At 72.6% G+C, this 25,301-nt stretch carries 20 protein-coding genes; 16 read left to right on the top strand and 4 right to left on the bottom strand.

The genetic code is table 11. The features are described from left to right. Positions 1–152: 152 nt before the first annotated feature. The gene (locus tag ACIBG6_RS14090; protein WP_399222853.1) at positions 153–1,241 is read left to right on the top strand and encodes a branched-chain amino acid aminotransferase; all 1,089 of its coding nucleotides are present in this window, start codon (positions 153–155) and stop codon (positions 1,239–1,241) included. Between the two features lie 3 nt (positions 1,242–1,244). Here the strand turns inward: ACIBG6_RS14090 and ACIBG6_RS14085 are convergent, their stop codons facing one another. Beyond that, complete coding sequence (locus tag ACIBG6_RS14085; protein WP_399222852.1) at positions 1,245–2,669, bottom strand: cytosine permease; 1,425 nt, start codon at positions 2,667–2,669, stop codon at positions 1,245–1,247. Between the two features lie 150 nt (positions 2,670–2,819). On the opposite strand from ACIBG6_RS14085, the gene ureA reads away from it, so the two are divergent. From ureA to ACIBG6_RS14070, 3 genes are read left to right on the top strand one after another with little or no spacing between them, the layout of a single operon-like run. Next, the gene (ureA, locus tag ACIBG6_RS14080; RefSeq protein WP_399222851.1) at positions 2,820–3,530 is read left to right on the top strand and encodes an urease subunit gamma; all 711 of its coding nucleotides are present in this window, start codon (positions 2,820–2,822) and stop codon (positions 3,528–3,530) included. Beyond that, complete coding sequence (locus ACIBG6_RS14075) at positions 3,530–5,212, top strand: urease subunit alpha (protein ID WP_399222850.1); 1,683 nt, start codon at positions 3,530–3,532, stop codon at positions 5,210–5,212. The genes ureA and ACIBG6_RS14075 overlap by 1 nt, the downstream gene beginning before the upstream one ends. An 8-nt stretch (positions 5,213–5,220) precedes the next feature. Further along, positions 5,221–6,237: an agmatine/peptidylarginine deiminase gene (locus ACIBG6_RS14070; RefSeq protein WP_399222849.1), complete on the top strand. Its 1,017-nt coding sequence runs from the start codon at positions 5,221–5,223 to the stop codon at positions 6,235–6,237. Here ACIBG6_RS14070 and ACIBG6_RS14065 read toward each other — a convergent pair. Continuing rightward, positions 6,212–6,607: a hypothetical protein gene (locus ACIBG6_RS14065; RefSeq protein WP_399222848.1), complete on the bottom strand. Its 396-nt coding sequence runs from the start codon at positions 6,605–6,607 to the stop codon at positions 6,212–6,214. The genes ACIBG6_RS14070 and ACIBG6_RS14065 overlap by 26 nt on opposite strands. A gap of 126 nt (positions 6,608–6,733) precedes the next feature. Here ACIBG6_RS14065 and sigJ point away from each other — a divergent pair, with 126 nt between their 5' ends. The 8 genes from sigJ to ACIBG6_RS14025 all read left to right on the top strand — a co-directional run bounded on the left by sigJ (position 6,734) and on the right by ACIBG6_RS14025 (position 16,593). Then, complete coding sequence (gene sigJ / locus ACIBG6_RS14060) at positions 6,734–7,681, top strand: RNA polymerase sigma factor SigJ (protein WP_399222846.1); 948 nt, start codon at positions 6,734–6,736, stop codon at positions 7,679–7,681. 96 nt (positions 7,682–7,777) lie between these two features. Next, a complete protein-coding gene (locus ACIBG6_RS14055; protein ID WP_399223352.1) occupies positions 7,778–8,323 on the top strand; it encodes a TetR/AcrR family transcriptional regulator in 546 nt (181 codons plus the stop codon). Positions 8,324–8,398: 75 nt separating this feature from the next. Further along, positions 8,399–9,739: an MFS transporter gene (locus ACIBG6_RS14050; protein ID WP_399222845.1), complete on the top strand. Its 1,341-nt coding sequence runs from the start codon at positions 8,399–8,401 to the stop codon at positions 9,737–9,739. Positions 9,740–10,023: 284 nt separating this feature from the next. Continuing rightward, positions 10,024–11,655, top strand: a complete 1,632-nt coding sequence (cimA, locus tag ACIBG6_RS14045; protein ID WP_399222844.1) for a citramalate synthase — start codon at positions 10,024–10,026, stop codon at positions 11,653–11,655. A 74-nt stretch (positions 11,656–11,729) separates the two neighbouring features. Then, complete coding sequence (locus tag ACIBG6_RS14040; RefSeq protein ID WP_399222843.1) at positions 11,730–13,085, top strand: hypothetical protein; 1,356 nt, start codon at positions 11,730–11,732, stop codon at positions 13,083–13,085. A gap of 136 nt (positions 13,086–13,221) precedes the next feature. After that, complete coding sequence (locus ACIBG6_RS14035; RefSeq protein WP_399222842.1) at positions 13,222–14,175, top strand: hypothetical protein; 954 nt, start codon at positions 13,222–13,224, stop codon at positions 14,173–14,175. A 2-nt stretch (positions 14,176–14,177) separates the two neighbouring features. Then, a complete protein-coding gene (locus ACIBG6_RS14030; RefSeq protein WP_399222841.1) occupies positions 14,178–15,182 on the top strand; it encodes a beta-ketoacyl-ACP synthase 3 in 1,005 nt (334 codons plus the stop codon). A gap of 46 nt (positions 15,183–15,228) precedes the next feature. Next, on the top strand, positions 15,229–16,593 hold the full coding sequence (locus ACIBG6_RS14025; RefSeq protein ID WP_399222840.1) for a tol-pal system YbgF family protein: 1,365 nt from the start codon (positions 15,229–15,231) through the stop codon (positions 16,591–16,593). A gap of 134 nt (positions 16,594–16,727) precedes the next feature. On the opposite strand, the gene dnaN is transcribed toward ACIBG6_RS14025, so the two are convergent. Beyond that, complete coding sequence (dnaN, locus tag ACIBG6_RS14020) at positions 16,728–17,867, bottom strand: DNA polymerase III subunit beta (RefSeq protein WP_399222839.1); 1,140 nt, start codon at positions 17,865–17,867, stop codon at positions 16,728–16,730. Positions 17,868–18,018: 151 nt separating this feature from the next. Between dnaN and ACIBG6_RS14015 the strand changes: the two genes are divergently transcribed. Beyond that, entirely contained in the window at positions 18,019–18,465 is a 447-nt protein-coding gene (locus tag ACIBG6_RS14015) for a DUF4267 domain-containing protein (RefSeq protein ID WP_399222838.1), read from the top strand. A gap of 43 nt (positions 18,466–18,508) precedes the next feature. After that, a complete protein-coding gene (locus tag ACIBG6_RS14010) occupies positions 18,509–19,663 on the top strand; it encodes a serine hydrolase domain-containing protein (protein ID WP_399222836.1) in 1,155 nt (384 codons plus the stop codon). 86 nt (positions 19,664–19,749) lie between these two features. Here ACIBG6_RS14010 and ACIBG6_RS14005 read toward each other — a convergent pair whose 3' ends face one another. Then, positions 19,750–20,361 (bottom strand): YceI family protein, encoded by a 612-nt coding sequence (locus ACIBG6_RS14005; RefSeq protein WP_399222835.1) that lies wholly within the window; start codon positions 20,359–20,361, stop codon positions 19,750–19,752. Between the two features lie 291 nt (positions 20,362–20,652). Between ACIBG6_RS14005 and ACIBG6_RS14000 the strand changes: the two genes are divergently transcribed. Beyond that, a complete protein-coding gene (locus tag ACIBG6_RS14000; protein WP_399222834.1) occupies positions 20,653–21,162 on the top strand; it encodes a hypothetical protein in 510 nt (169 codons plus the stop codon). Positions 21,163–21,294: 132 nt separating this feature from the next. Then, positions 21,295–25,152, top strand: a complete 3,858-nt coding sequence (locus ACIBG6_RS13995) for an endo-alpha-N-acetylgalactosaminidase family protein (RefSeq protein ID WP_399222833.1) — start codon at positions 21,295–21,297, stop codon at positions 25,150–25,152. The last annotated feature ends 149 nt before the right edge of the window (positions 25,153–25,301 follow it).

Raw genomic sequence — 25,301 nt, 5'->3', positions numbered from 1 at the left:
ACCCGTTTCGTGCACCGGTCCCCGCGAGCGATAATCGAACGTGGGGCCGCGGCATGCGGGCATGCTCGGACGTCCACACAGTCATGGGCGTCAGCCGATGACTGAGGCGTGAGCGCGGTCCGACACACACAACCGGTGAAGGACACGCACTCATGACGACGCCCACGATCGAGCTCAAGCCCTCCTCCAGCCCGCTGTCCGACGCGGAGCGCGAGGCGATCCTGGCCAACCCGGGATTCGGCCGCCACTTCACCGACCACATGGTCACCATCCGGTGGACCGAGGGCCGTGGCTGGCACGACGGTCAGCTGGTGCCGTACGGCCCGCTGCACCTGGACCCGGCGACGAACGTCCTGCACTACGCGCAGGAGATCTTCGAGGGGCTGAAGGCCTACCGCCGCCCCGACGGCTCCGTCGCCAGCTTCCGCCCGGACGCCAACGCCCGCCGCTTCCAGGCATCCGCCCGCCGTCTGGCGATGCCGGAGCTGCCCGTCGAGACCTTCGTCGAGGCCTGTGACCTGCTCGTCCGGCAGGACAAGGCGTGGGTTCCGGCGCACGGCGGCGAGGCCTCGCTCTACCTGCGTCCGTTCATGATCGCGACCGAGGTGGGCCTGGGCGTCCGCCCGGCCAACGAGTACCTTTTCGTCGTCATCGCCTCCCCGGCCGGCCCGTACTTCCCCGGTGGCGTGAAGCCCGTCTCCATCTGGCTCTCGGAGAACCGCGTCCGCGCCGTCCCCGGCGGCGTCGGCGACGCCAAGACCGGCGGCAACTACGCGGCCTCCCTGCTCGCGCAGGCCGAGGCGGCGGAGAAGGGCTGCGACCAGGTCGCCTACCTCGACGCCGTGGAGCACAAGTGGGTCGAGGAACTCGGCGGCATGAACCTGTACTTCGTGTACGGCGACAAGCTCGTCACCCCGACGCTCACCGGTTCGCTCCTCGCCGGCATCACCCGTGACTCGCTGCTCAAGCTGGCGGCGGACCTCGGTCTGAAGCCGGAGGAGGGCCGCGTCTCCATCGACCAGTGGCAGGTCGACTCCGCGAACGGCACCCTGACCGAGGTCTTCGCCTGCGGCACCGCCGCCGTGATCACCCCGGTCGGCACGGTCAAGTCCGAGCGGGGCGAGTGGCAGCAGTCGGGCGGCGAGCCCGGCGAGGTCACGATGAAGCTGCGCGACGCGCTGCTCGCCGTCCAGACCGGCAAGGCCGAGGACGCCCACGGCTGGATGCACGAGCTCGGCTAGTCGCTACTCCACTTCCGCGAGGGCCTCGGAGACGGCGGGAACCGTCTCGGGGGCCCTCGTCGGCGTCAGTACGGCGTACAGCGCGCCGCCCACCACCCCCGACAGCACGAAGCTGCAGTCGATCCCGCCCGTCAGGGCGAGCAGCGGCCCCTCGTAGAGCGGCGTCGACACCCCGGCCAGGCCCACGGCCGCGCCGATCGCCCAGGAAGCGGTGGCGCGCGGGTGCCAGCCCGCCGAGAACCAGTAGATCCCGCCGCGCGAGCGTCGGTTGTAGACCTGGAGGGCCTCCGGGTCGTACGTCCCTCCGCAGCGCGCGTGCCCGATCAGGGTGATCACGGCCCACGGGGTGCCGATCGCGGTGAGCAGCAGGACGAACGAGGTCATCGCCGTCTGGGCGTCCGAGGCGAAGTGCCCCAGGAAGACGAAGGCCGTCGCCACCGCCGCGACCACGAGCGTGGCGTGCGCCCGGGTGGCGCGGGGCAGGATCGCGTCGAGGTCGAGCCCCATCGAGTACAGCATCAGCCCGGCGTTGCCGACGGAGCCGGCCGTGGCCGCGAGGAGCAGCGGCACCAGGTACCAGGCGGGGGAGGCGGCGACGAGCGGCCCCGCGTAGTCGAGGGCCCCGCGGGACGCGAGCGCCGTGAACGTGCCGAAGAGCTGGGGGATCAGGAGGCCGACGAGGAGGCCGAGGCAGGTGGCGCGCCAGACGTTCTTCGCGCTGTGCCGTTCGGGTGAGACGTACCGGGTGTAGTCGCCGAGCAGGGTGATGAAGGCGACGGGCCCGCTGAGCCCGGCGGCGACCGCGGAGAGCAGCCAGGTCGGCCAGAACGAGCCGAGGAGGTACGGGGTCTCCGGTACGGCGGCCGTCGTGAAGTCCCCGGCGTACGCGACCAGGCCGACCGCGAGGAGCACGGTCATGCCGACCGCGAGGGCCTTGCTCAGCTTGAGCAGCAGCCGGTAGCCGTAGACCGCGGCGACGACCGTGCCCGCGGCGAGCAGGGCGTAGACGACGGCGTGCGAGGCGCCGCCGGTCGGCAGGCCGGCCAGCCGGGCCAGCGTCCCCACGATGACGTCCCCGCCGATCCACAGCGTCAGCGCGGTGTAGCCGAGCGACAGCAGCAGTCCGACCACCGAGCCGACGAGCCGGCCGCGGACGCCGAAGAAGGCGCCGGAGGAGGTGGAGAGGTTGGTCGCGGTACGGAGGGAGACGAGCGCGAGCGGGGCGGTGACGGCGACGCCGACGACTGTCCCGGCGACGACCGAGGTGACCGAGCCCCAGAGGTCGAGGCCGAAGGAGACCGGGAGCCAGCCGAAGACGATCACGCCAAGACAGAGGTTGGAGCCGAGCAGGATCGAGAAGAGATCGCGGGGGCCGCTGGTGCGTTCGGCCTCGGGGACGGTGTCGACTCCGCGCTGTTCTATCGGCATGAGGACTCCTGGGGCCTGGGGGCCTGGGGGACGGGGGCGGGCACACATTTAGAGTGACGCTCAATGTGACTTACGCCGTCCGCCACGTCAATGCTTGGCTCCCGGCGTCTCACCATTTAGAGTGACGCTCAAACAGGAGGTGTTTCGGACGTGCGACTGACCCCCACGGAACGCGACCGGCTGCTGCTCTTCGGCGCCGCCGAGCTCGCCCGTGCCCGCCGGGCCCGGGGCCTGCGACTCAATGTCCCCGAGGCGACCGCGCTCATCGCGGACACCGTCTGCGAGGCGGCCCGCGACGGCAAGCGACTCGCCGAGGCGATCGCCGAGGCCCGCTCGGTCCTCGGCCCCGACGACGTCCTCCCCGGCGTCGCCGACGTGGTCACCGAGGTCCATGTGGAGGCCGTCTTCGACGACGGTTCCCGCCTCGCGGTCGTCTCCGACCCGATCGGCTGGGGGTCCCCCCGCGAAGCAGGGGGAGGACGGCTGGGCGCGCAGGCGCCGGGCGCCCTGCTGCCCGGCCCCGAGCACCCGGAACCCACGCCCGAGGTCACCCTCCTCGTACGGAACACGGCGACCGTGCCCGTGAGCGTCACCTCCCACTTCCACTTCTTCGAGGCCAACCCCCGGCTCGACTTCCACCGGGCCGCCTCCTACGGGATGCGGCTCGCCATCCCGGCCGGCGCGTCCTTCCGCTTCGACCCGGGCGGCGAGGCCGAGGTCGGCCTCGTGCCGATCGGCGGCGCGCGCGTCGCCATCGGCTTCGCGGGCCTGGTCGACGGCCCGCTGGACGCGCCCGGCGCGAAGGAAGAGGCCCTGCGCAGGGCGCGGGCGTGCGGCTACCTGGGAATCGAGGGCAACTGATGGACCCGTACGAGTACGCCTCCGTGCACGGCCCCCGGGCCGGCGACCGCGTCGTCCTGGGCGACTCCGGGCTCGTCGTCCGCGTCGAGTCCGACTCCCAGAAGCACGGCGACGAGTTCCTCGCCGGCTTCGGCAAGACCGCCCGCGACGGCCTCCACCTCAAGGCCGCCGCCGTCCGCGAGACCTGCGACGTCGTCATCAGCAACGTCCTCGTCATCGACGCCGTGCAGGGCATCCGCAAGGTGTCCATCGGCATCCGCGAGGGCCGGATCCATGCCATCGGCCGGGCCGGCAACCCCGACACCCTCGACGGCGTCGACGTCGTCGTCGGCACCGGCACCTCGATCGTCTCCGGCGAGGGCCTCATCGCCACCGCCGGTGCCGTCGACACCCACGTCCACCTGCTCTCCCCCCGGATCATGGAGGCCTCGCTCGCGAGCGGCGTCACCACGATCATCGGCCAGGAGTTCGGCCCCGTCTGGGGCGTCGGCGTCAACTCGCCCTGGGCGCTGCGCCACGCCTTCAACGCCTTCGACGCCTGGCCGGTGAACATCGGCTTCCTGGCCCGCGGCTCGTCCTCGGACCCGGCGCCGCTCGTGGAGGCCCTGGCGGAGGGCGGGGCGTCCGGCTTCAAGGTGCACGAGGACATGGGCGCCCACACCCGGGCCCTCGACACCGCCCTGCGGGTCGCCGAGGAGCACGACGTCCAGGTCGCCCTGCACAGCGACGGCCTCAACGAGTGCCTCTCGGTGGAGGACACCCTCCGCGTCCTGGACGGCCGGACCATCCACGCCTTCCACATCGAGGGCTGCGGCGGCGGACACGTCCCCAACGTCCTGAAGATGGCGGGCGTGCCGAACGTCATCGGCTCGTCCACCAACCCCACCCTGCCCTTCGGCCGCGACGCGGTCGCCGAGCACTACGGGATGATCGTCTCCGTCCACGACCTGAAGACCGACCTGCCGGGCGACGCCGCCATGGCGCGCGACCGGATCCGGGCCGGGACGATGGGCGCGGAGGACGTCCTGCACGACCTCGGCGCGATCGGGATCACCTCGTCCGACGCGCAGGGGATGGGGAGGGCCGGCGAGACCGTACGCCGGACCTTCGCCATGGCCGGAAAGATGAAGGCCGAGCTGGGCCCGCTGGAGGGCGACGGCGCGCACGACGACAACGCGCGCGTCCTGCGGTACATGGCCAAGCTCACCATCAATCCGGCGATCGCCCACGGCCTCGCACACGAGATCGGCTCGATCGAGGTGGGCAAGCTGGCCGACATCGTGCTGTGGCGGCCGGAGTTCTTCGGAGCCAAGCCGCAGCTGGTGCTGAAGTCCGGCTTCCCCGCGTGGGGGGTCGTGGGCGATCCGAACGCCGCCACGGACACCTGTGAACCGCTCGTCCTCGGGCCGCTGTTCGGCGCGCACGGGGCCACGGCCGCCGACCTCTCCGTCGCGTTCGTGGCGCGGGCCGCCGTCGACCTCGGCTCCGACGCGCTGCCGACCCGCCGCCGCCGTGTCCCCGTGCGCGGCACGCGCGGCATCGGCCCCGCGGACCTGGTCTTCAACTCGCGTACCGGAGACGTGCGGGTCGACGGCGACACGGGCCTCGTCTCGCTCGACGGCTCCCCGATCCGCTCCGAAGCGGCCGAGTCCGTCTCCCTCAACCGCCTCTACTTCCTCTAGGACCTCTGATGACCTTCCGTATGCCCGCCGAGTGGATGCCGCACGAGCGCACCTGGATGGCCTGGCCCGGTACCAACCCCACCTTCACCAACGCGGAGGAGCTCGCCGAGGCGCGCGCCGCCTGGGCGTCCGTGGCCCTGGCCGTACGCCGCTACGAACCGGTGACGATGGTCGTCGCCCCCGGCGACACGGAATCCGCGCGCGCCCTCCTCGGCGAGGACGTCGAGCTCGTCGAGCGCGACCTCGACGACGCCTGGATGCGGGACATCGGCCCGACCTTCGTCACGAACGGCACCGAACTGGCCGCCGTGGACTGGGTGTTCAACGGCTGGGGCGCCCAGGACTGGGCCCGCTGGGAGCACGACTCCAAGATCGCCCGCCATGTCGCGGACGTTGCCGGGGTCCCCGTGCTCTCCTCCCCGCTCGTCAACGAGGGCGGCGCGATCCACGTCGACGGCGAGGGCACGGTCCTGCTGACCGACACCGTCCAGCTCGGCTCGGGCCGCAACCCGGAGTGGACCCGCGCGCAGGTCGAGGCGGAGATCCACGCCAAGCTCGGCACCACCAAGGCCATCTGGCTCCCGCACGGCCTCAGCGGCGACTACGGCCTCTTCGGCACCCAGGGCCACGTCGACATCGTCGCCGCCTTCGCCCGCCCCGGCACGGTCCTCGTCCACAGCCAGCAGGACCCGGACCACCCGGACTACGAGCGCTCGCGGATGTACGTGAGCATCCTCCGCGGCCAGACGGACGCGCAGGGCCGCCCCCTGGAGGTCGTCGAGATCCCCGCCCCCACCGTCCTCAAGGACGAGGAGGGCGACTGGGTCGACTACTCCTACATCAACCACTACCTGTGCAACGACGGCGTGGTCCTGTGCGCCTTCGACGACCCGCACGACGAGCTGGCCGCGGAGATCTTCCGCCGCCTCTTCCCGGAGCGAACCGTGACCCTGGTCGACGCGCGGGCGATCTTCGCGGGCGGCGGCGGCATCCACTGCATCACGCAGCAGCAGCCCCGCGTGTAGTCCGCACCGTGGCGGCCAGCGCCAGCACGCTCAGGGCGAACATCACGATGCCCAGGGGGACGTGGACCGACGGCACGTGCGCGACGCCGAGCACCACCTGCGCCGAGGCGAGCACGAGGAAGCCGGTGGCGTACAGGGCGGGGCGGGGGGAGCCCCCGCCCCGCCGCCACGCCAGTATCGCGGCCACGAGGTACAGCATCGACGCGCCGTACATCACCTTCGAGCCGGCGTCGTGCAGCGTCGCGCCGAGGGACCCGGACAGCAGCATGCCGGCGGTGACCGCCTGGAAGAACAGGGCCAGGGTCTGCAGGGCGACCGCGACCTGCGAGAACGCGAACCTGCCCGGTGCCGGAGTCGTCTGTACGGCCATGATGTGGTCCCTTCTTCTGCCTCGCGGCGGTGGATCGGTACTCTCTCGACAGTCCGACGACGCAGCCCCGCGAAATGTGAGGCGAGGCGTCGGACCCACGGGGAGAAGCGGGGAGCGGTCGCCGTCATGAGCACACAGCCCGAGGGGGAACCGGACGCCGTCGTCGGCGAGCGGCGCCACCTCACCAACCTCGCCTACCGGCTGCTCGGTTCACTGGCCGAGGCCGAGGACGCCGTACAGGAGACGTACACCCGCTGGTACGCGATGTCGCGGCGGGAGCAGGCGGCCATCGCGTCGCCCGGCGCCTGGCTGACGACCGTGGCCGGCCGCATCTGCCTCGACGTGCTCGGCTCGGCGCGGGCCCGGCGCGAGCGCTACGTCGGGGCGTGGGTACCCGAGCCGCTGCCCGACCGCGCGGAGTGGGCCGGCGGGGACGACCCGGCCGACCGGATCACCCTGGACGAGTCGGTGAGCATGGCCTTCCTCGTCGTCCTGGAGTCGATGACGCCGGCCGAGCGCGTGGCGTTCGTCCTCCACGACGTCTTCCGCTACCCCTTCGCGGAGATCGCCGAGATCATCGGGCGGACGCCCGCCGCCTGCCGCCAACTGGCGACCTCGGCCCGTCGGCGCGTCAGCGCCGCGCGGGCCCCGGCGGCGCCGTCGGCTCCTTCGCCGGGGCAGGCCGGTCTGGTGCGGCACTTCAAGGAGGCGTGGGAGGCCAGGGACATCGAGGCCCTCGTCGGTCTCCTCGACCCCGACGCCGCGATGGTCTCGGACGGCGGCGGCCTGGTCGGCACCGTCCTGCACCCGGTCGAGGGCGCCGAGCAGATCGCCGCGTACCTGATCCACATCGCCGACAGGGCCCCGGGGCTGAGGCTCCTGGAGCGGACGGTCAACGGCCTGCCCGGGCTCGTCGCCCAGCACACCGGGGTGACCGTGACCGTGGCCGCGTTCGAGCTCGACGGCGAGCGCGTCACCCGCATCTGGGCGGTCCGCAACCCGGAGAAGCTCCGCGCGTGGACCGGGAGCCGACCCGACAGGGCCCGGACCGGCCCCGACGGGGCCATCCTGTAGAACATACGGGTGAGTCAGAGCAGCGACCCGACCCCACCCTCTCCCCGCCGCCGCAACCAGGCCGCCCCGCCCCGCGAGGACGTGCTCGCCGCGGCCATGGACACCATCGCCGAGCGCGGGCTCGACGGGCTCACCATGGCCGGGCTCGGGCGGCAGGTCGGGATGAGCAGCGGGCACCTGCTCTACTACTTCCGCACCAAGGACGAGCTGCTGCTCCAGACCCTGGAGTGGAGCGAGGGGCGGCTCGGCGCCGCGCGGAGCGCGCTGCTCGCCCGGCCGGGGACCGCGCGCGAGCGGCTCGACGGGTACGTCGACGTGTACGTGCCCGACGGGCCGCGCGACCCGCACTGGACCCTGTGGCTGGAGGTCTGGAACCGCTCGCCGAACGCCGACGACGACGCCCGCGCCCGGCAGGCCGCCATCGAGTGGGCCTGGCACCGGGACCTGGTCGCGATCCTCGCCGAAGGGGTCTCGCGGGGGGAGTTCCGGGCGGTCGACCCGGACCGGTTCGCCACCCGTACGAGGGCTTTGCTCGACGGCTTCAGTGTGCATGTGGCCGTCGGCATCCCGGGCACCGGACGAGAGCAAGTCCTCGCCCACGTACGGGAGTTCATCGAGCAGGACCTGCTGCCGCGACCGTAACGCACGTAAGTACACAGGATCGTTGTGCGCTACAGCCTTGTTGGCCGTGCGTGACCTCCGGCACGGTTCCGGTCCATGGGACGAGAGCACTGGAAGAAGATCTGGGTCGGCTCCGCCGGCAACATGGTCGAGTGGTTCGACTGGTTCGTGTACGCGAGCTTCGCCACCTACTTCGCGGGATCCTTCTTCCCCGAGGGGAACGACACCGCGAAACTCATGAACACCGCCGGCATCTTCGCCGTCGGATTCTTCATGCGGCCCGTCGGCGGCTGGCTCCTCGGCCGGGTCGGCGACCGCAAGGGCCGCAAGGCGGCGCTCACCCTCACCGTCACCCTGATGTCCGCCTCGGCGCTCCTGATCGCCGTGGCCCCCACCTATGCCGTCGCCGGCTACGGCGGCGCGGCGGTCCTCCTGATCGCCCGCCTCCTCCAGGGGCTCTCCGTCGGCGGCGAGTACGCCGCCAGCGCCACCTACCTCACGGAGGCCTCGGCGCCGGAGCACCGCGGCTTCGCCTCCAGCTTCCAGTACGTGTCGATGACCGCCGGCCAGGTCCTCGGCCTCGGCCTGCTGATCGTGCTCCAGCAGACGATGTCCAGCGAGGCCCTGCACAGCTGGGGCTGGCGGATCCCGTTCGTCATCGGCGCCCTCGGCGCGGCCGTCGTCTTCTACCTGCGGCGCACGATGCTGGAGACGGACGTGTACGAGGAGAGCGCGGGCGACGGGGTCGCCGCCGGCGAGCAGGGCACCCTCAAGGCGCTCTGGGGGCACCGGCGCGAGGCCTTCCTCGTGGTGGCCCTCACCATGGGCGGGACCGTGGCCTACTACACGTACACCACGTACCTCACCAAGTACCTCTCCAACTCCGCCGGGCTGCCCAAGCAGACCGCGACGCTGGTCTCATTCTGCGCCCTCATCGTCTTCGCCTGCCTCCAGCCGCTGGCCGGCGCGCTCTCCGACCGGATCGGCCGCCGCCCGCTCCTCATCACCTTCGCGATCGGCTCCACCGTCCTCAGCGTGCCGATCCTCGCGATGCTGAAGCACGCGGGCTCCTTCTGGCCGGCCCTCGGCCTCTCCCTGCTCGCGCTGCTCGTCGTCACCGGCTACACCTCCATCAACGCCTGCGTGAAGGCCGAGCTCTTCCCGACCGGCATCCGCGCTCTCGGCGTCGCCCTCCCGTACGCCGTCGCCAACGCCCTCTTCGGCGGCACCGCCGAGTACGTGGCGCTGTGGTTCAAGAACGCGGGGATCGAGTCCGGCTTCTCCTGGTACGTGGCGGGCTGTGCGGCCGTCTCCCTGGTCGTCTATCTCGTCATGCGGGAGACCCGGGACATCGACCTGGGCCGGGTCGGCGCCTCCGGCTCCGGCGGCCCCGGCACCCTGCCCGGCCAGAAACGAGATCAGCTGCCCGTATCGTGAGACCGCCGGCCCGGCGGCCCCTCACCTGTGTCAGACTTCCGGCGTGCTTGCTACCACGATGATTATCGGCAGCGGCGCGCCGGTCCGCAGTGGCCACTGATTCCGCGGCACAACCCCCCGCGGCAGTGGACACCGTGCCTCAGACCCGCGCGCAGACCTCTCGCACCCGCGAGGGGTTTTTTCGTTTTCCGGCCCCACCCACGCCGGAAGCGGACAGCGCGTGAGAATGGGGGCAAGTGGATCCAGACCTTCCGGAGCCACATCCGACAGGAGCCATCACAGTCATGACCACGGAGAACGGCGAGAGCCCGCGCCTCGACGACCGCCGTGTCGACGACAGCTTCCATGTCTTCGACACGACGCTGCGCGACGGAGCGCAGCGTGAGGGCATCAACCTCACGGTCGCCGACAAGCTGACCATCGCGCGCCACCTCGACGACTTCGGCGTGGGCTTCATCGAGGGCGGCTGGCCCGGCGCCAACCCGCGCGACACGGAGTTCTTCGCCCGCGCCCGCCAGGAGATCGCGTTCAAGAACGCGCAGCTCGTGGCCTTCGGCGCGACCCGCAGGGCCGGCGGCAACGCCGCCGAGGACCCGCAGGTCAAGGCGCTGCTCGACTCCGGCGCCCCGGTGATCACCCTCGTCGCCAAGTCCCACGACCGGCACGTCGAGCTCGCCCTGCGCACCACCCTCGACGAGAACCTGGAGATGGTCCGCGACACCGTCTCCCACCTGACCGCCCAGGGCCGCCGCGTCTTCGTCGACTGCGAGCACTTCTTCGACGGCTACAAGGCCAACCCCGACTACGCCAAGGCCGTGGTCCGCGCCGCGCACGAGTCCGGCGCCGACGTCGTCATCCTCTGCGACACCAACGGCGGCATGCTCCCCGCCCAGATCCAGGCCGTGGTCTCCACCGTCCTCGCCGACACCGGCGCCCGCCTCGGCATCCACGCCCAGGACGACACCGGCTGCGCCGTCGCCAACACCCTCGCCGCCGTCGACGCGGGCGCCACGCACGTCCAGTGCACCGCCAACGGCTACGGCGAGCGCGTCGGCAACGCCAACCTCTTCCCCGTCGTCGCGGCCCTGGAGCTCAAGTACGGCAAGCAGGTCCTCCCCGAGGGCGCCCTCGCCGAGATGACCCGGATCTCGCACGCCATCGCCGAGGTCGTCAACCTCACGCCCTCCACGCACCAGCCGTACGTCGGCGTCTCCGCCTTCGCGCACAAGGCCGGGCTCCACGCCTCCGCCATCAAGGTCGACCCGGACCTCTACCAGCACATCGACCCCGAGCTCGTCGGCAACACCATGCGGATGCTCGTCTCCGACATGGCCGGCCGCGCCTCGATCGAACTCAAGGGCAAGGAGCTCGGCGTCGACCTGGGCGACGACCGCGCGCTCGTCGCCCGCGTCGTCGAGCGGGTCAAGGAGCGCGAGCTCCAGGGCTACACGTACGAGGCCGCCGACGCCTCCTTCGAGCTGCTGCTCCGCGAGGAGGCCGAGGGCCGGGCCCGCCGCTACTTCCGTACGGAGTCCTGGCGCGCGATCGTCGAGGACCGCCCCGACGGCACCCACGCCAACGAGGCCACGGTGAAGCTCTGGGCCAAGGGCGAGCGGATCGTCGCCACCGCCGAGGGCAACGGCCCGGTCAACGCCCTCGACCTGGCGATGCGGGTGGCCCTGGAGCGGATCTACCCGCAGCTCGCCAAGTTCGAGCTGGTCGACTACAAGGTCCGCATCCTGGAGGGCCGCCACGGCACCGAGTCCACGACCCGGGTCCTGATCACGACCAGCGACGGCAATGGCGAGTGGGCCACGGTCGGCGTCGGCGAGAACGTGATCGCGGCCTCCTGGCAGGCACTGGAGGACGCCTTCACGTACGGGCTGCTGCGGGCCGGGATCGACCCCGCCGAGTAGACCGGACCGGGCCACCTGGCAAACCGAATCGGCCACCTATGTCTTGTTTGGGGCTATTCGGGTAGCTTCGATACATGAGGACCAGGTCGCTTTCCGCGCTGTCGGCCCTCGCCGGGCTGATACTCCTGCTGCTCCTGGCCCTGGCCCCCTCCGTGGGCGCCAGGGCCATGGGGATACCCGACGCGGCCGCCGCCCTGAAGCAGGGCCCGGTGTACGTCGACCCGGGCGCCGCCGACCAGCTCTCGCAGGCCGACGCGGACGCCCTCGCCCAGAAGATCAAGGACGCGGACAAGCCGCTCTTCATGGCCGTCCTGCCGGCGACCGCCGAGTACCCGCCGGAGGACCTCTTCCAGATCCTGCGCACCCAGACCGGCGTCAGCGGCCTGTACGCGATCCGTCTCGGCGACGGCTTCGACGCGAAGGCCGACTCCTCCGTCATCTCGCAGCGGGCCGTGGAGAACCTCGTCACCTCCGTCCGCCAGCCCGACGTCGACGCGGCCACCGAGCTGAACAACTTCGCCGACCAGGCCCTCCCCACGATCCGCGGCTCCGCCCCCTCCAGCTGGGGTGCCGTCGGCGCGGACTCCGGGGTCCCCGTCGCCGGACTCGTCACCCTGGGCGCGGTCGTCGCCGTGAGCGGCGGAGCCGCCTACGCCGTCGTCCGCCGCAAGAGGCTCCGCAAGGAGGCCGAGGAGCGGGCGGCCCTCGACAAGCTGCGGGTCGTCGTCGACGAGGACATCACCGCCTTCGGCGAGGAGCTCGAACGCCTCGACTTCCACCCCGCCGAGCCCGGCGCCGACGACGCCAAGCGCGACGACTACGAACGCGCCCTCGACTCGTACGACAAAGCCAAGTCCCTGATGGGCTCCGCGGCCCACCCGCACGACGTCCGCGCGGTCACCCACGCCCTGGACGACGGCCGCTTCTCCCTCGCCCTGCTCGCCGCCCGCCGCGAGTCCCGCCCGCTGCCCGAGCGGCGGCCTCCCTGCTTCTTCGACCCGCGCCACGGACTCTCCACCGAGGACCGCGAGTGGAGGCCCGCCGGCAGCGCCGCTCGCCAGGTCCCGGTCTGCGCCGCCGACGCCGCCCGCCTCGACGACGGACTCGACCCCCTCGCCCGCACCGTCGACACGGACTCGGGCCGCCGCCCCTACTGGGAGGCGGGACCCGCCTACGGCCCCTGGGCCGGCGGCTACTTCGGCGGCGGCCTGCTCCCCGGCCTCCTCGTGGGCACCATGCTCGGCTCCATGCTCGCCACCCCGGCGTACGCCTCCGAGTACGGCGGCGGCGAATTCGAGGGCGGCGACTTCTCGGGTGGCGACTTCTCCAGCGGTGACTTCTCCGGCGGCGACTTCGGCTCGGGCGGCGGCTTCGGCGGCGGAGGCGGCGACTTCGGCGGAGGCGGCGACTTCGGCGGCGGCGGGTTCTGACCGCGGCTTCCGCGGGCCCGACGGCCCCACGCGTTGAACGCGTTGAGTAAACGTGCTCACACGAACGGTGATCGGTGACAGTGCTCGCGGCGGCGCGGCCCGCGCCGCCGCGAACACACCGAAAGGTCGCACCACCGTGCCGAACAGCACCACCGCACCGCTGGACGTCGACGGTCTGATCTGCGTCGAACCCCCCTACTTCGCCCTCCGTGACCTGCGCAGGGAGGCGCCCGGCGAGGTCACCGCCGAGATAGCCGCCGAGGCCGACGGCGGCCGCCAGGCCACCCCCATCGGCATCTCCGAGATCGGCCGCCACCTCGCGATCACCGGACTCTGCGCCGCCGCCACCGTCAACCCCCGCGAGGGCCGCCACTTCTACCTGGCCCGCGCCGCCCGGGGCAGCTGGCACGCCCCCGCCACGCCGCAGGGCGCACCCGTCGCCGACGGGCTGACCGGCAGCGCCAGTGCCTTCTTCGCCTCCCCGCGGCGCGCGGCGGCGGCCACCCGTCTCACCGACCGGGACGGGGTGCTGCTCGCCACCCTCGACGTCGAGTACGACGTGCTGGCGCAGCCCGTCTTCGAACGGGTCCTCGGCGACCGGGTCCCCGACGCGCCCGTCACGGTCAACCCGTACTCCCTTCCCATGCCCCTGGAGGAGGTGGAGGTCCGGGGCGGCCACGGCTCGGCCGCGCTGACCGTCACCCCCGCGATGTGCCCCGGCCACTTCGCCGGCCACCCGGTGCTCCCCGTCGCCACTCTCTCCGTCGGCATGACCACGCTCATCGACCACGCCGTCGCCGCGCGCGGCGGGCACCTCCGATGGCTGCCCGTCACCTGGTTCCTCAGGGCCGACAAGCTCGTGCACGCGGGCGAGACCGTCGTCTTCGAGGGTGACGTCACCAGTGCCGCCGAGGACCCCAAGGGAGCCCTCGGCGCGGCCGGCGCCGCCGCCTCGTTCCGCGGCACCGCGCGGGTCGGTTCCGAGACGGTCGCGGAGGCCGGCGTCGAACTCCTCCTCGTCGACGACGGCGTCCACGGGCCGGCGAGCCCGGCACCGCTGCCCGCCTCCCGACCGGCTCCGCACTCCTGACCGTGCGCCCGGCGAGCAGCACGACGCGTCGCCACGCGCGGATCGTCTCGGTCGCGGCGTACCACCCGGTCCGCTCCGTCGGCAACGCCGAACTCATCGACACCTACCGTCTCGACTCCACCGACGCGTGGATCCGCGCCCGCACCGGCATCGGCGCGCGCGGTCTCGCGGCCCCGCACGAGACCCTCGCCCTCATGGGGGCGCACGCGGCCGAACGGGCCGTGCGGCGGGCGGGCCTGGGAGCGGGCGACATCGACTGCGTCCTCGCGGCCACGATGAGCCACCTCGCGGGCGACACCTCGCTCGCCCGGGAGATCGCCGACCGGTTGGACCCGGCGCCACGCGCTGCCCTGGACGTCTCCGCCGCCTGCGCCGGCTTCGCCACCGGTCTCGAACTGGCCCGCTGCCTCGTCTCCGGAGGCGTGTTCCGCCGCGTCCTGCTCGTCGGGGCGGAGCGGATGTCCGACATCGTCGAGTCCGCCGATAGAACCACCAGCGTCATCTTCGGCGACGGCGCGGGCGCGGTGGTCGTCGAGGGCTCCGACGAGCCCGGGATCTCCGCCGCCGCGTGGGGCAGCGACGGCACGCAGGGCGACCTCCTCAGCCGGGCGCCCGGCGACCCGCGGCACCCACCGGAGGGCGAGACCCGGCCTCCGTACCTGCGGATGCGCGGTCCCGAGCTGTACCGCTGGGTCATGGCCCACGTGCCGGAGAACGCGCGCCAGGCCCTGAAGCGCGCCGGGATCGCGGCCGGGGAGCTCGACGCCTTCATCCCGCACCAGGCCAACGACCGCATGATCACCGGTCTGGCCAAGGCGCTCGGGCTGCCCCCGACCGTGGCCGTGGCCAGGGACGTGGTCCGGCGCGGCAACACCTCCGCGGCCTCCATCCCGCTGGCCATGGAGTCCCTGCTGGGCGAACGGCCCGAACTCTCCGGCGGGCTGGCCCTCCTGTCGGGGTTCGGGGCGGGCGTCGCCTACGCCGCCCAAGTGGTCAGGCTGCCGTGAGGGGACCATGGACAGGACGGACGCGCATGAGAAGGAGGACAGTGCCGTGACCACTCGACGTACCGGTCATCTGCTGAACGGGCTGCTCGCCGAGGCGCGGTGGAGCGCCGGCGACCTGGCCCGGGCCGTGAACGCCCTCGGCACCCGGCAGGGCATCCCCCTGCGGTACGACCGCTCGGCGGTGGCGCACTGGATGGCGGGCTCCTTCCCCCGCCCGCCGGCGGGTGAACTGGCGGCGCAGGCGCTGAGTCAGCGCCTCGACCGGGTGGTGACGCCCGAGGAGACCGGGCTCGTCAGGGCCGGGGGCGGCGCCGGGTCCGACGCGGCCGCGCCGCCGGCCCGGGCCGACCCGGTGCGGGAGCTGATGGCGCTCTGCCGGAGCGACGCGAGCCCCACGCGCCGCGGCCTGCTCGCCGAGATCGTGTACGACGCGGCCTACGTCCCGCCGCCCGGACGCCGCGGCGGTACGGGGCGGCCGGCGCCCCGCATGACCCACCGGGCGGGCGCGGGGGACGTCGAGCTGATGCGGCGGCTGACCCAGGTCTTCAGCGACCTCGCCGCGTCGCACGGCGGCGGGCACGCCCGGACCGCGCTCGCCGCCTACCTCGGCGACGACGTGGCCAGGGCGCTCCGGTCCACCGCCCCGCCCGGGCTGCGCGCCGAACTGTTCACCAGCGCGGCGCAGTTGACCCATGTCCTGGCCGCGTCGACGGACGACGCGGGGCGGTCGGGGCTCGCCCAGCGGTACTACCGGCTGGCCCTGGGGCTCGCCGCCGAGGCGGAGGACCTGCGGATGCGCGCGATCGTGCTGCGCTCGCTGAGCGCCCAGGCCGCCCGGCTCGGGCACCGGGGGAGCGCGGCGGCCTACGCGGACGAGGCCGTGCGCGCGGCGCGGGCCACCGGGGACGACGTCACCGTCTCCTTCGCGCTGGTCCAGCGCTCGCTCACGTACGCCCTGAAGCGGGAGGAGCGGGCGGCGCGGGCCGACATGGCCGCCGCGGAGCGGCTGCACGACCGGGCCACCGGCCGGCCCGGCCCCTTCACCGCCTATCCGCGGTCGGGCCTCGACTACCAGCGGGCGGAGGTCTTCCATGCCCTGGGGCAGCGGAAGGAGGCGGTGGGGGCGCTGCGCCAGGCCGTCGCCCTGCGTCCGCCGGGGCAGCACCGCGCGCACGCGCTCACCCAGGCTCGGCTCGCCGAGGTCCTGTTCGGCGACGGGGAGACGGAGGAGGCCTTCGGCCACTGGAGCCTCTTCCTCGACCACTACCCGCACATCCGGTCGGCCCGCGCCGAACAGGCCCTGGCCCGCCTGAGCTACGGCCTGAGCACCGTGCCCCACCAGGCCGACGGGGCGGCGCTCAGGGCGCGGGCCAGCGCGATGGCGCGGACCCGGCGCACGTCAGAGGAGTGACAACTGGGGCAAAAGGGATCGTCCATGGGGCAGAGGTATCACGTGGCGCGGCGGGGGTGCGGCAGGCGGGCACCGGTGGGAGTCGTGCGATTTTATGAGCATCTGAAATGGCCGAAGGGCGGCCGGAATTCAGGTCAGACCAGGGGCTTCACCGACATCAGCAGATGTCGGTGGGTCGGCTCCTCGGCATCGGTGAGCAGGGCCCGCTGGCCGGGGCCGAGGAGGTGGAAGCGGACCTCCGGGGCGTCCAGGGAGGTCAGCGCGTCCAGGAGGTAGCCGGGGTTGAAGGCGACCGTCATGGAGTCCGCCCCGGCGAGGGTGCCCGGGAGGTGCTGGGAGGCCACGTCGTCCTCGTACCCCGCCTGGAGGTGGACTCCCGAGGCGGAGAAGGTCAGTTGGACCGGGCTGTCGCCCTCGGCGACCACCGCGACCCGCTTGACGGCCGCGGTCAGCGTGGACCGCTCCGTGACCGCCAGGGCGTGGTCGCCGAGGGCGAAGAGCTTGTCGTGGCGGGGGAGCCGGCCGTCGAGCAGCCGGGTCGTGGTGCGCATGCCCGCGCTCTCGAAGCCGATCGAGCCGGCGTCGAGCGCGAGGCGGGCGGGGCCGCCGCCCGCGAGCGAGCGGGCGATCTCGGTCAGTCGGCGGGCCGGGACGACCACGTCGGCGGGCTCGGGCGGCTCGGACGCGCCGGTTGCCCCGGGCGCCCCGGCGGGAGCCCCTGCGTCCGGGTGCCACTCCAGGGTGCGGACCGCGTACCGGTAGCGGTCGGTCGCCGCCACCGTCATCGTCGAGCCGTCCAGCGCGAGCCGTATCCCGGTGAGGACCGGCAGGGAGTCGTCCCGGCCCGCCGCCACGGCCACCTGGCCGACCGCCGCGGCGAAGGCGTCCCCGTCCACCAGGCCCCGGACCTCGGGCAGCGCGGGCGGGGCCGGGTAGTCGTCGACCGGCAGCAGGGAGAGGCCGAAGCGGGCGCCGCCCGAGGTCACCGTGAGGCGGGCGCCCTCCACCGCGAGCTCCGCGGGACCGTGCGGCAGCACCTTGCAGATGTCCAGGAGTCGGCGGCCGAGCACCAGGGCCCGGCCCTCGGTGACCGGGTCGGCTTCGACCTCGACGCGGGCGGAGGCCTCGTGGTCGAGCCCGGAGACCCGCAGCCGGCCATCGGCCGCCTCCAGGAGCAGACCGCCGAGGACGGGCATCGGGGAGCGGGCCGGCAGGACGCGCGCCGCCCAGGCCACGGCGTCGGTCAACACACTGCTGTCGATACGGAATTCCATACGGCCGACGCTAGCGACCCCCACTGACAATGCCGTTGACCGGCAGGGTGCACGACACGCCTATTTTCTAGCACCGCTAGACATGAGGGCGGCGCTAGGTCTAGCGTTGCTATCAGTCCTAGCGACGCTGGATCCACACTCAGGGGAAACCATGAAGACGCACCGCCTCGCCACCGTCCTGTCCGTCCTGCTCGGCCTCGCCTGCCTCTGGTTCGGGATCAACTTCCTGTTCGCCCCGGAGTGGGCGGCCACCGGCTTCGGCATCCCCGCCTGGCCCCAGGGCGACGCCGCCGGATACTTCACGGTCAAGGCGGGCCGCGACCTCGCCAATGGCGCGATCGTGCTCACCCTGCTCGCCCTCGGCAAGCGCCGTCCGCTGGCCTGGGTGATGCTGCTCCTCGCGATCGTCCCCTTCGGGGACTGCCTCGCCGTCCTCACCCACGGAGGCGGATACGCCGCCGCGCTCGGCATCCACGCGGCGACCGGCGCCGTGGTCCTCCTCACGGCGGGCCTGCTCTTCGCGACCTCCCGGGACGGAGCGGCGGCGAACTCGGGTGCGCGGGAGGCCAGTCGCACCCTCTACCGCACTAGTGTTTGATTAGATGGATCACGGCAGCGGCATACATGGGGGAGAGCGCGCGATGAGCGACGTCCACGTCCACGGCACGGTGGAGCCCGGGTTCGAGTCCGTACGAGAGGTGTTCGCGGAGGTCGCCGCGAACGAGGCGCGGGACGGCGGCGCGCAGCTCGCCGTCCACCACCGCGGCCGTCTCGTCGTCGACCTGTGGGGCGGTGACGGCGTCGACGGGGACTCCCTGCTCGGGCTCTACTCCTGCTCCAAGGGCGCCATGGCGCTGGTCACCGCCCTCCTCGTCCAGGAGGGCGCCCTCGACCTGGACCGGGAGGTCTCCTCCTGGTGGCCCGAGTTCGCGGCCGAGGGCAAGGGGCGGATCACCCTCCGCCAGCTGCTCGCCCACCGCTCCGGCGTGATCGGCGTCGAGGGCGGCCTCTCGCCCGAGGAGCTCGCCGACGACCGGCTGATCGCCGCCCGCCTCGCGGGCCAGCGCCCCTACTGGGAGCCGGACGCCGGGCACGGCTACCACGCCCTGGCCATCGGGGCCCTGGTCGGCGAGGTGGTCCTGCGGGCCACCGGCCGGACGGTCCAGGAGCTGTACGAGGAGCGGATCCGCGCCCCGTACGGCATCGAGTACCACCTCGGACTGCCCGAGGAGCTCGAACCCCGCTTCCGCACGGCCCTGCCGATGCTGCCCACCCCCGCCGAGCAGGCGTTCCTCGCGGAGAACCCGATCGCGCCGGACAGCCTCATGGCCATCGCGTTCAACTTCCACGCCGACACGCCCTTCGACATGGTCGACTACGCCAACTCCCGGGAAGTACGGGAGCGGGCTCCGCTCGCCGGCGGCGGCGTCGGCTCCGCGCGTGGCGTCTCCCGGATGTACGCGGCGATCGCGGGCGAGCTCGACGGCCGGCCCCCGCTCCTCGCGCCCGAGACCCTCGCCGAGTTCGCCCGGGTCCACTCGAAGGGCACCGACCTCGTCACCGGGATGGAGAACGCCTTCGCGCTCGGCCTGGTCCCGCTCGCCCTCCGCTACCCGTCCCTGAGCGCGGCCGCCGTCGGCCACAGCGGCGCCCCCGGTTCCCAGGCCTTCGCCGACCCGGCGACCGGCCTCGCCTACGGCTACGCGCGCCGCCGCTTCGCCTTCGCCGGAGGCCCGGGCGCGGCCGAGAACGTCCGGCTGGTCGCGGCTGTCGTCGAGGCGGCGAAGGCGGTCTGACCGGGCCCCGCACGAACGCCGAGCGCCCGCCTTCCGCTGCTGCGGAGGGCGGGCGCGCTCGTGTGTCCGGGAGGACTTCCGGTCGATCAGGCGGCGGTCTTGATCGCGGAGATGTCGAAGTTCAGCTTGACCTTGTCGCTGACCATGACGCCGCCGGTCTCCAGGGCCGCGTTCCAGGTCAGGCCCCACTCGGAGCGGAGGATCTCGGCCGAGCCCTCGAAGCCGACCCGCTCATTGCCGTAGACGTCCGTGGCCGTGCCGTTGAACTCCAGGTCGATGGCGAGCGGCTTCGTGACGTCCTTGATCGTCAGGTCGCCGGTGACCCGGTACTTCTCGCCGCCCAGCTGCTCGGCGCGCGTGGAGCGGAAGCTCATCAGCGGGAACTGCTCGGCGTCGAAGAAGTCGCCGCTGCGCAGGTGGCCGTCGCGGTCGTTGATGCCCGTGTCGATGGAGGCGATCTTGACGTCGATCGAGGCGGAGGAGGCGTCGGGGTTCGCGCCGTCCAGCGTCAGCGCGCCCTCGTGCTCGGCGAAGGTGCCGCGGACGTTCGTGACCATCGCGTGACGGACGGTGAATCCGATGCTGCTGTGGGCCGGGTCGATGGTGTAGTCGCCGGTCAGGGCGGCGAGCGCCGGGTCGACCGCGAGGGTGGCGGTGGCAGTGGCGGACTCGGTGTTCTTGCGGCCGAAGAGACCCATGGCGGACAGCTCCTTGATCGGATTGGTTGAACCTTCAACGAGAACGACTGTAACCCCATTCCGTTCAACTTTCAACATCTATGGCAGATGTTCACCCGCACGGCGCCGAAAGACGTCCGACGCCCTCTTTCGGACGCGCGTAGAACTGCGGCACCATCTCCCTGCGCCACCGGATCCACCGGCTCCACCCGCGCCACCGGCACCACCTGCACCGCCGGCTCCACCCGCGCCACCGGCACCACCTGCACCGCCGTCCCCAACCGTCACGGTCACCAGCAGGAGGCACTCCCGATGAAGCTCCGCTCCGTCCTCACCGCCCTCGCCCTCGTCCTCGGGGCACTCTTCGCCCCCGGCGTCGGCGTCCTCACCGCCGCAGGCGAGGCACACGCGGTCACCAAGATCAGCCACGCCACCGCGACCTCGATGTTCCGGTCCTCCGGGATCACCTGGTCGTCGTCCGGTAACTGCTCCAACCGGAACGTCTCGACCTGTACGTCCTTCGAGCAGCTCAACCTCGCCACCGCCCAGGGCGCCCAGACCCTCAAGAGCGCCAGCGGATGCGCCCTCAACATCACCGGCGGCACCGAGACCGGCCACGCGAGCGGCACGTACTCCCACTGGAACGGCTACAAGCTCGACTTCAGCAAGTACACGTGCGTCGGGAACTACATCAAGAACACCTTCACGTACATCGGTGTACGCGGTGACGGCGCCCCGCAGTGGAAGTCCGGCGCGGGCAACGTCTACGCCGACGAGGGCAACCACTGGGACGTGACCTTCTACAACTGCGGCGGCTGCTGACCGCACGCCCCGCCCGTAAAGAACCCTCTCCGGTGGTCACTTGGACTAACCGGAGGGGGTTCTTGGACTGGAGGGGCCCGCGCGGCGCGATCTCGTTGACGGTGCCGCCGGGGCGGGGGCCAACTAGTGCGCATGCCCCTCCCCAAGTCGCGAAGAATCCGTGCGGCCTGCGCGCTCGCCGCCGCCTCGTCGGCCGTGTTCGCCCTGGCGGGACCCGCCCTCGCCGAGAGCCGGACCACCGTCGCGGACACCAGGGCCGAGGACACCGCCTCGGCCGTCATCGCCTCCGACCGGCTCTCCGTCGCCGTCGCCGAGGACTTCCCCCGCGTCCTCTCGTACACCGACCGGGCCGGCGGTGCCCGCCTCCTCGGCAGCACGGCGCCGGTGACGCAGGTCGTCCTCAACGGCGCCCCCTACGCCGTCCAGGCCAAGGGCGCCCCCGTCCTGACGGCCGCCTCCGCCGCGTACACCCTCGCCTTCCCCGCGCTGCCCGGCGTCGAGATCGACGCGAGCCTGAGCGTCGAAGACCGGACCACCACCTTCCGCGTGACCGCCGTCCGCGACACCGACACCTTCCGCGTCGGCACCCTCGACATCCCCGGCCACGACCTCGTCTCCGTGGGCTCGTCGGACGGCGGCGCCGCCACCGCCTTCACCCGCCTCGACCCGGACTCCACCCGCACCGCCGACGTCTTCGCCCAGGTCACCGCGAGCACCCCGGCGGAGAGCTCGGCGGTCGGCGCGAGCTACGCGATCGTCAACACCGGCCGGCTGGCCGCCGCCGTCGAGTCCAACTCCAGCTACGACAAGCCCGCCGGCGCCTCGGCCCGCGACGGCGCCCGCTTCTGGCACCAGGCCAGGACGACCGCGACCGAGACCCGCGTCGGCGTCTGGTCCGGCCAGTGGACCTACCGGGGGGCCGGCGCCCCGCAGCCCGAGAGCGGCGACGGCCTGCCCTGGGCCAAGGTCGTCGTCACCCCCGACGCCAACGCCGACGGCGCCACCGACTGGCAGGACGGCGCCCTCGCCTTCCGTGCGATCGGGATCAAGGCGCCCGGCAGCGAGCAGACCCCCGACCGGGTGGTCGCCCACATCCCGTTCAACTTCGCCTCGCAGGCCACGCACCCCTTCCTGCGCACCCTCGACGACGTCAAGCGGATCTCGCTCGCCACCGACGGACTCGGCCAGTTCGCGCTGCTCAAGGGGTACGGCTCCGAGGGCCACGACTCCGCCCACCCCGACTACGGCGGCAACTACAACAAGCGCGCCGGCGGCCTCGCCGACCTCAACACCCTCCTCAGGGAAGGCAGGAAGTGGGGCGCGGGCTTCGGCGTCCACGTCAACGCCACCGAGTCGTACCCCGAGGCGAAGAACTTCAGCGAGACCCTGGTCGACAAGACCAAGCCCGGCTGGAACTGGCTCAACCAGAGCTACTACATCGACCAGCGCCGGGACATCAACAGCGGCGACCTCGCCCGCCGCTTCCAGCAGCTGCGCGACGAGACCGACCCCAACCTCTCGGCCCTCTACATCGACGTCTACTACACACACGGCTGGATCGCCGACAAGACCGTCCAGGCCGTCCAGAAGCAGGGCTGGAACGTCGCCACCGAGTGGTCCGAGAAGTTCGAGCGCGCCTCGCTCTGGTCCCACTGGGCCAACGACCTCGACTACGGCGGCGCCACCAACAAGGGCCTCAACTCCCGGATCATCCGCTTCATCCGCAACGGCGAGAAGGACGTCTGGAACAACCACCCGGTCCTCGGCCAGACCGCGCTCGTCGACTTCGAGGGCTGGACCGGCGAGACCGACTGGAACGACTTCACGGCCAACATCTGGCAGCGGAACCTCCCCGCCAAATACCTCCAGCAGCAGCGGATCACCCGCTGGAACGGCAACGACATCACCTTCACCGGCGGTGTCCGCGGCACCGTCGAGGACGGCAGCCGCACCTTCTACGAGAACGGCCGCAAGGTCCTCGACGGCGAGAACTACCTGCTGCCCTGGGACGGCGGCAAGAAGCTGTACCACTACAACAAGGCGGGCGGCTCCACCACGTGGAGCGTCCCGGGCAGCGGTTCGTACTCCGTCTACAAGCTCACCGACAACGGCCGCGTGAAGGCCGCGACCGTGCGGCCCGTCGACGGGAAGATCACCCTCGACGCCGTCGCCGGACAGCCCTACGTCCTCCACCCGAACCGCGCCCCCGCGCAGCCCGCCCCGCAGTGGGGCCAGGGAACCCCGGTGAAGGACCCCGGCTTCAACGACGCCGAGCTCGGCGGCTGGGCCACGTCGGGCACCGTCGCCCGTGACACCGACGCGCAGGGCCGCAACAGCGCGAAGCTCAGCGGCTCGGCCACGGCGTCCGTACGCCAGCAGATCACCGGCCTCACCCCCGGCAAGCGGTACACCGCCTCCGCCCTCATCGAGGTCGAACCCGGAAAGACGCGCCCCACCACCCTCTCCATCGGCGGGCGTTCCGTCACCGTCGAGCGCTCCGCCCTCGACGACCGGGTCGCCGCCTCCGACTGGAACGGCACCCGCTTCCAGCGCGCCAAGGTCACCTTCACCGCGCCGGCGAGCGGCTCCACCCCGCTGCGGATCGAGGCCGCGAGCGGCAGCCCGGCGACCGTCCGGATCGACGACGTCCGGATCGTGGCCAACGCACCGGCGACGAAGGCCGGAACGGCCGCGTACGAGGACTTCGAGGCCGTCGACCAGGGCTGGGGCCCCTTCCTCAAGGGCGACTCCGGCGGGACGACCGACCCGCGCACCCACATCGCCCAGCTGCACGCCCCGTACACCCAGGCGGGCTGGAACGGAAAGCCGATCGACGACGTCATCGGCGGCGCCGAGTCCCTCAAGTCGCACGACGAGAACAGCGGCCTCGTCTACCGCACCGCGCCCTGGACCGTCCCGATGAAGGACGGCCACACCTACCGCGTGGAGTACGACTACCAGTCCAGCCACGCGGGCGCGTACGAGTGGGTCACCGGCTACGACCGCACGACCGGCACCGGACCGGCCGTCGAGACCCGCCGCACCCCGATCGGGCACCAGAGCACGACCGGGCACTTCTCCGAGACCGTGACGGCCGGCTGCGGCGACACCTGGACCGGACTCCGCAAGCGCGGCGACGCCCCCGACGGCGCCGACTTCGTCCTCGACTCCTTCACCGTCACCGACCTCGGCCCGGCCGCCGAGCGGGCCGCCTGCGGCACCCTCGCCGTCGCCGCCCCGGAGACCCTGGAGCCCGGCCGCGCCAACGAGGTCACGGCGACGCTCACCAACGACGAGGCCGCCGCGATCACCGGCGCCCGGGCCGCGCTCACCCTCCCCGAGGGCTGGACCGCCGAACCGGCCGCGCCCGTCACCCTCGACCCCGTCGCGGCGGGCGGCAGCACCACCGTCTCCTGGCGGGTCACCCCGCCCGTGGACGCCGCCTACCGGCCGTACACGCTGGGCGCCGAGGTCACGTACACCCTCGGGGGCGGCGCGCGGAAGCTCACCGCCGCCACGTCCGTCCGCACCCTGCCCCCGCCGCCCACCGCCGACAGCTGGGCGAGCGACCTCGACTGGACCTCGTCCGCCAACGGATGGGGACCCGTCGAGCGCGACCTCTCCAACGGCGAGACCGGCACCGGGGACGGCTCACCGCTGCGGATCGGGGGAGTGACGTACGCCAAGGGACTCGGCAGCCACGCCCCCGCCAAGGTCCGCTACTACCTGGGCGGCCGGTGCACCTCCCTCACCGCCGAGGTCGGCGTCGACGACGTCCAGACCAGCCGGGGCACCGTCCAGTTCAGCGTGCTCGCGGACGGCACGGAGAAGGCGAAGTCCCCGGTCCTCAAGGCCACGGACGCCGCCTGGTCGCTGACCGCCGACATCACCGGCGCCTCCTATGTCGACCTGGTGGTCGGAGACGGCGGCGACAGCAACGGCAACGACCACGCGGACTGGGGGAACGCCCGCTTCCACTGCGGGAGCTGACGGGAGCTGACGGGAGCCGAGCGGCCGGCACCGGGCGGTAAGCGCTTTCGCCGAACAGGCTCCCGCCCGTGCCGTGCTCATTGATTGCGTCGGAAAACCGGTGTTACACCAGGCGCCGAACGGTCTCCACCACTTCCCCCGGGAGGCTC

It is taken from the genome of Streptomyces sp. NPDC050842 (assembly GCF_044456565.1).
Taxonomy (GTDB): domain Bacteria; phylum Actinomycetota; class Actinomycetes; order Streptomycetales; family Streptomycetaceae; genus Streptomyces.
Note: the sequence above shows the minus strand (reverse complement) of the source record. Positions and strands in the feature narration are given on the sequence as shown.

Bases quoted from the DNA above. Each gene is read 5' to 3' on its own strand.
- cimA (WP_399222844.1), top strand. From the start codon at position 10,024: ATGACCACGGAGAACGGCGAGAGCCCGCGCCTCGACGACCGCCGTGTC.
- ACIBG6_RS14040 (WP_399222843.1), top strand. From the start codon at position 11,730: ATGAGGACCAGGTCGCTTTCCGCGCTGTCGGCCCTCGCCGGGCTGATA.
- ACIBG6_RS14075 (WP_399222850.1), top strand. From the start codon at position 3,530: ATGGACCCGTACGAGTACGCCTCCGTGCACGGCCCCCGGGCCGGCGAC.
- sigJ (WP_399222846.1), top strand. From the start codon at position 6,734: ATGAGCACACAGCCCGAGGGGGAACCGGACGCCGTCGTCGGCGAGCGG.
- ACIBG6_RS13995 (WP_399222833.1), top strand. From the start codon at position 21,295: ATGCCCCTCCCCAAGTCGCGAAGAATCCGTGCGGCCTGCGCGCTCGCC.
- ACIBG6_RS14090 (WP_399222853.1), top strand. From the start codon at position 153: ATGACGACGCCCACGATCGAGCTCAAGCCCTCCTCCAGCCCGCTGTCC.
- ACIBG6_RS14070 (WP_399222849.1), top strand. From the start codon at position 5,221: ATGACCTTCCGTATGCCCGCCGAGTGGATGCCGCACGAGCGCACCTGG.
- ACIBG6_RS14000 (WP_399222834.1), top strand. From the start codon at position 20,653: ATGAAGCTCCGCTCCGTCCTCACCGCCCTCGCCCTCGTCCTCGGGGCA.
- ACIBG6_RS14010 (WP_399222836.1), top strand. From the start codon at position 18,509: ATGAGCGACGTCCACGTCCACGGCACGGTGGAGCCCGGGTTCGAGTCC.
- ACIBG6_RS14085 (WP_399222852.1), bottom strand. From the start codon at position 2,669: ATGCCGATAGAACAGCGCGGAGTCGACACCGTCCCCGAGGCCGAACGC.
- ACIBG6_RS14065 (WP_399222848.1), bottom strand. From the start codon at position 6,607: ATGGCCGTACAGACGACTCCGGCACCGGGCAGGTTCGCGTTCTCGCAG.
- ACIBG6_RS14005 (WP_399222835.1), bottom strand. From the start codon at position 20,361: ATGGGTCTCTTCGGCCGCAAGAACACCGAGTCCGCCACTGCCACCGCC.
- ACIBG6_RS14055 (WP_399223352.1), top strand. From the start codon at position 7,778: ATGGACACCATCGCCGAGCGCGGGCTCGACGGGCTCACCATGGCCGGG.
- ACIBG6_RS14050 (WP_399222845.1), top strand. From the start codon at position 8,399: ATGGGACGAGAGCACTGGAAGAAGATCTGGGTCGGCTCCGCCGGCAAC.
- ACIBG6_RS14015 (WP_399222838.1), top strand. From the start codon at position 18,019: ATGAAGACGCACCGCCTCGCCACCGTCCTGTCCGTCCTGCTCGGCCTC.
- dnaN (WP_399222839.1), bottom strand. From the start codon at position 17,867: ATGGAATTCCGTATCGACAGCAGTGTGTTGACCGACGCCGTGGCCTGG.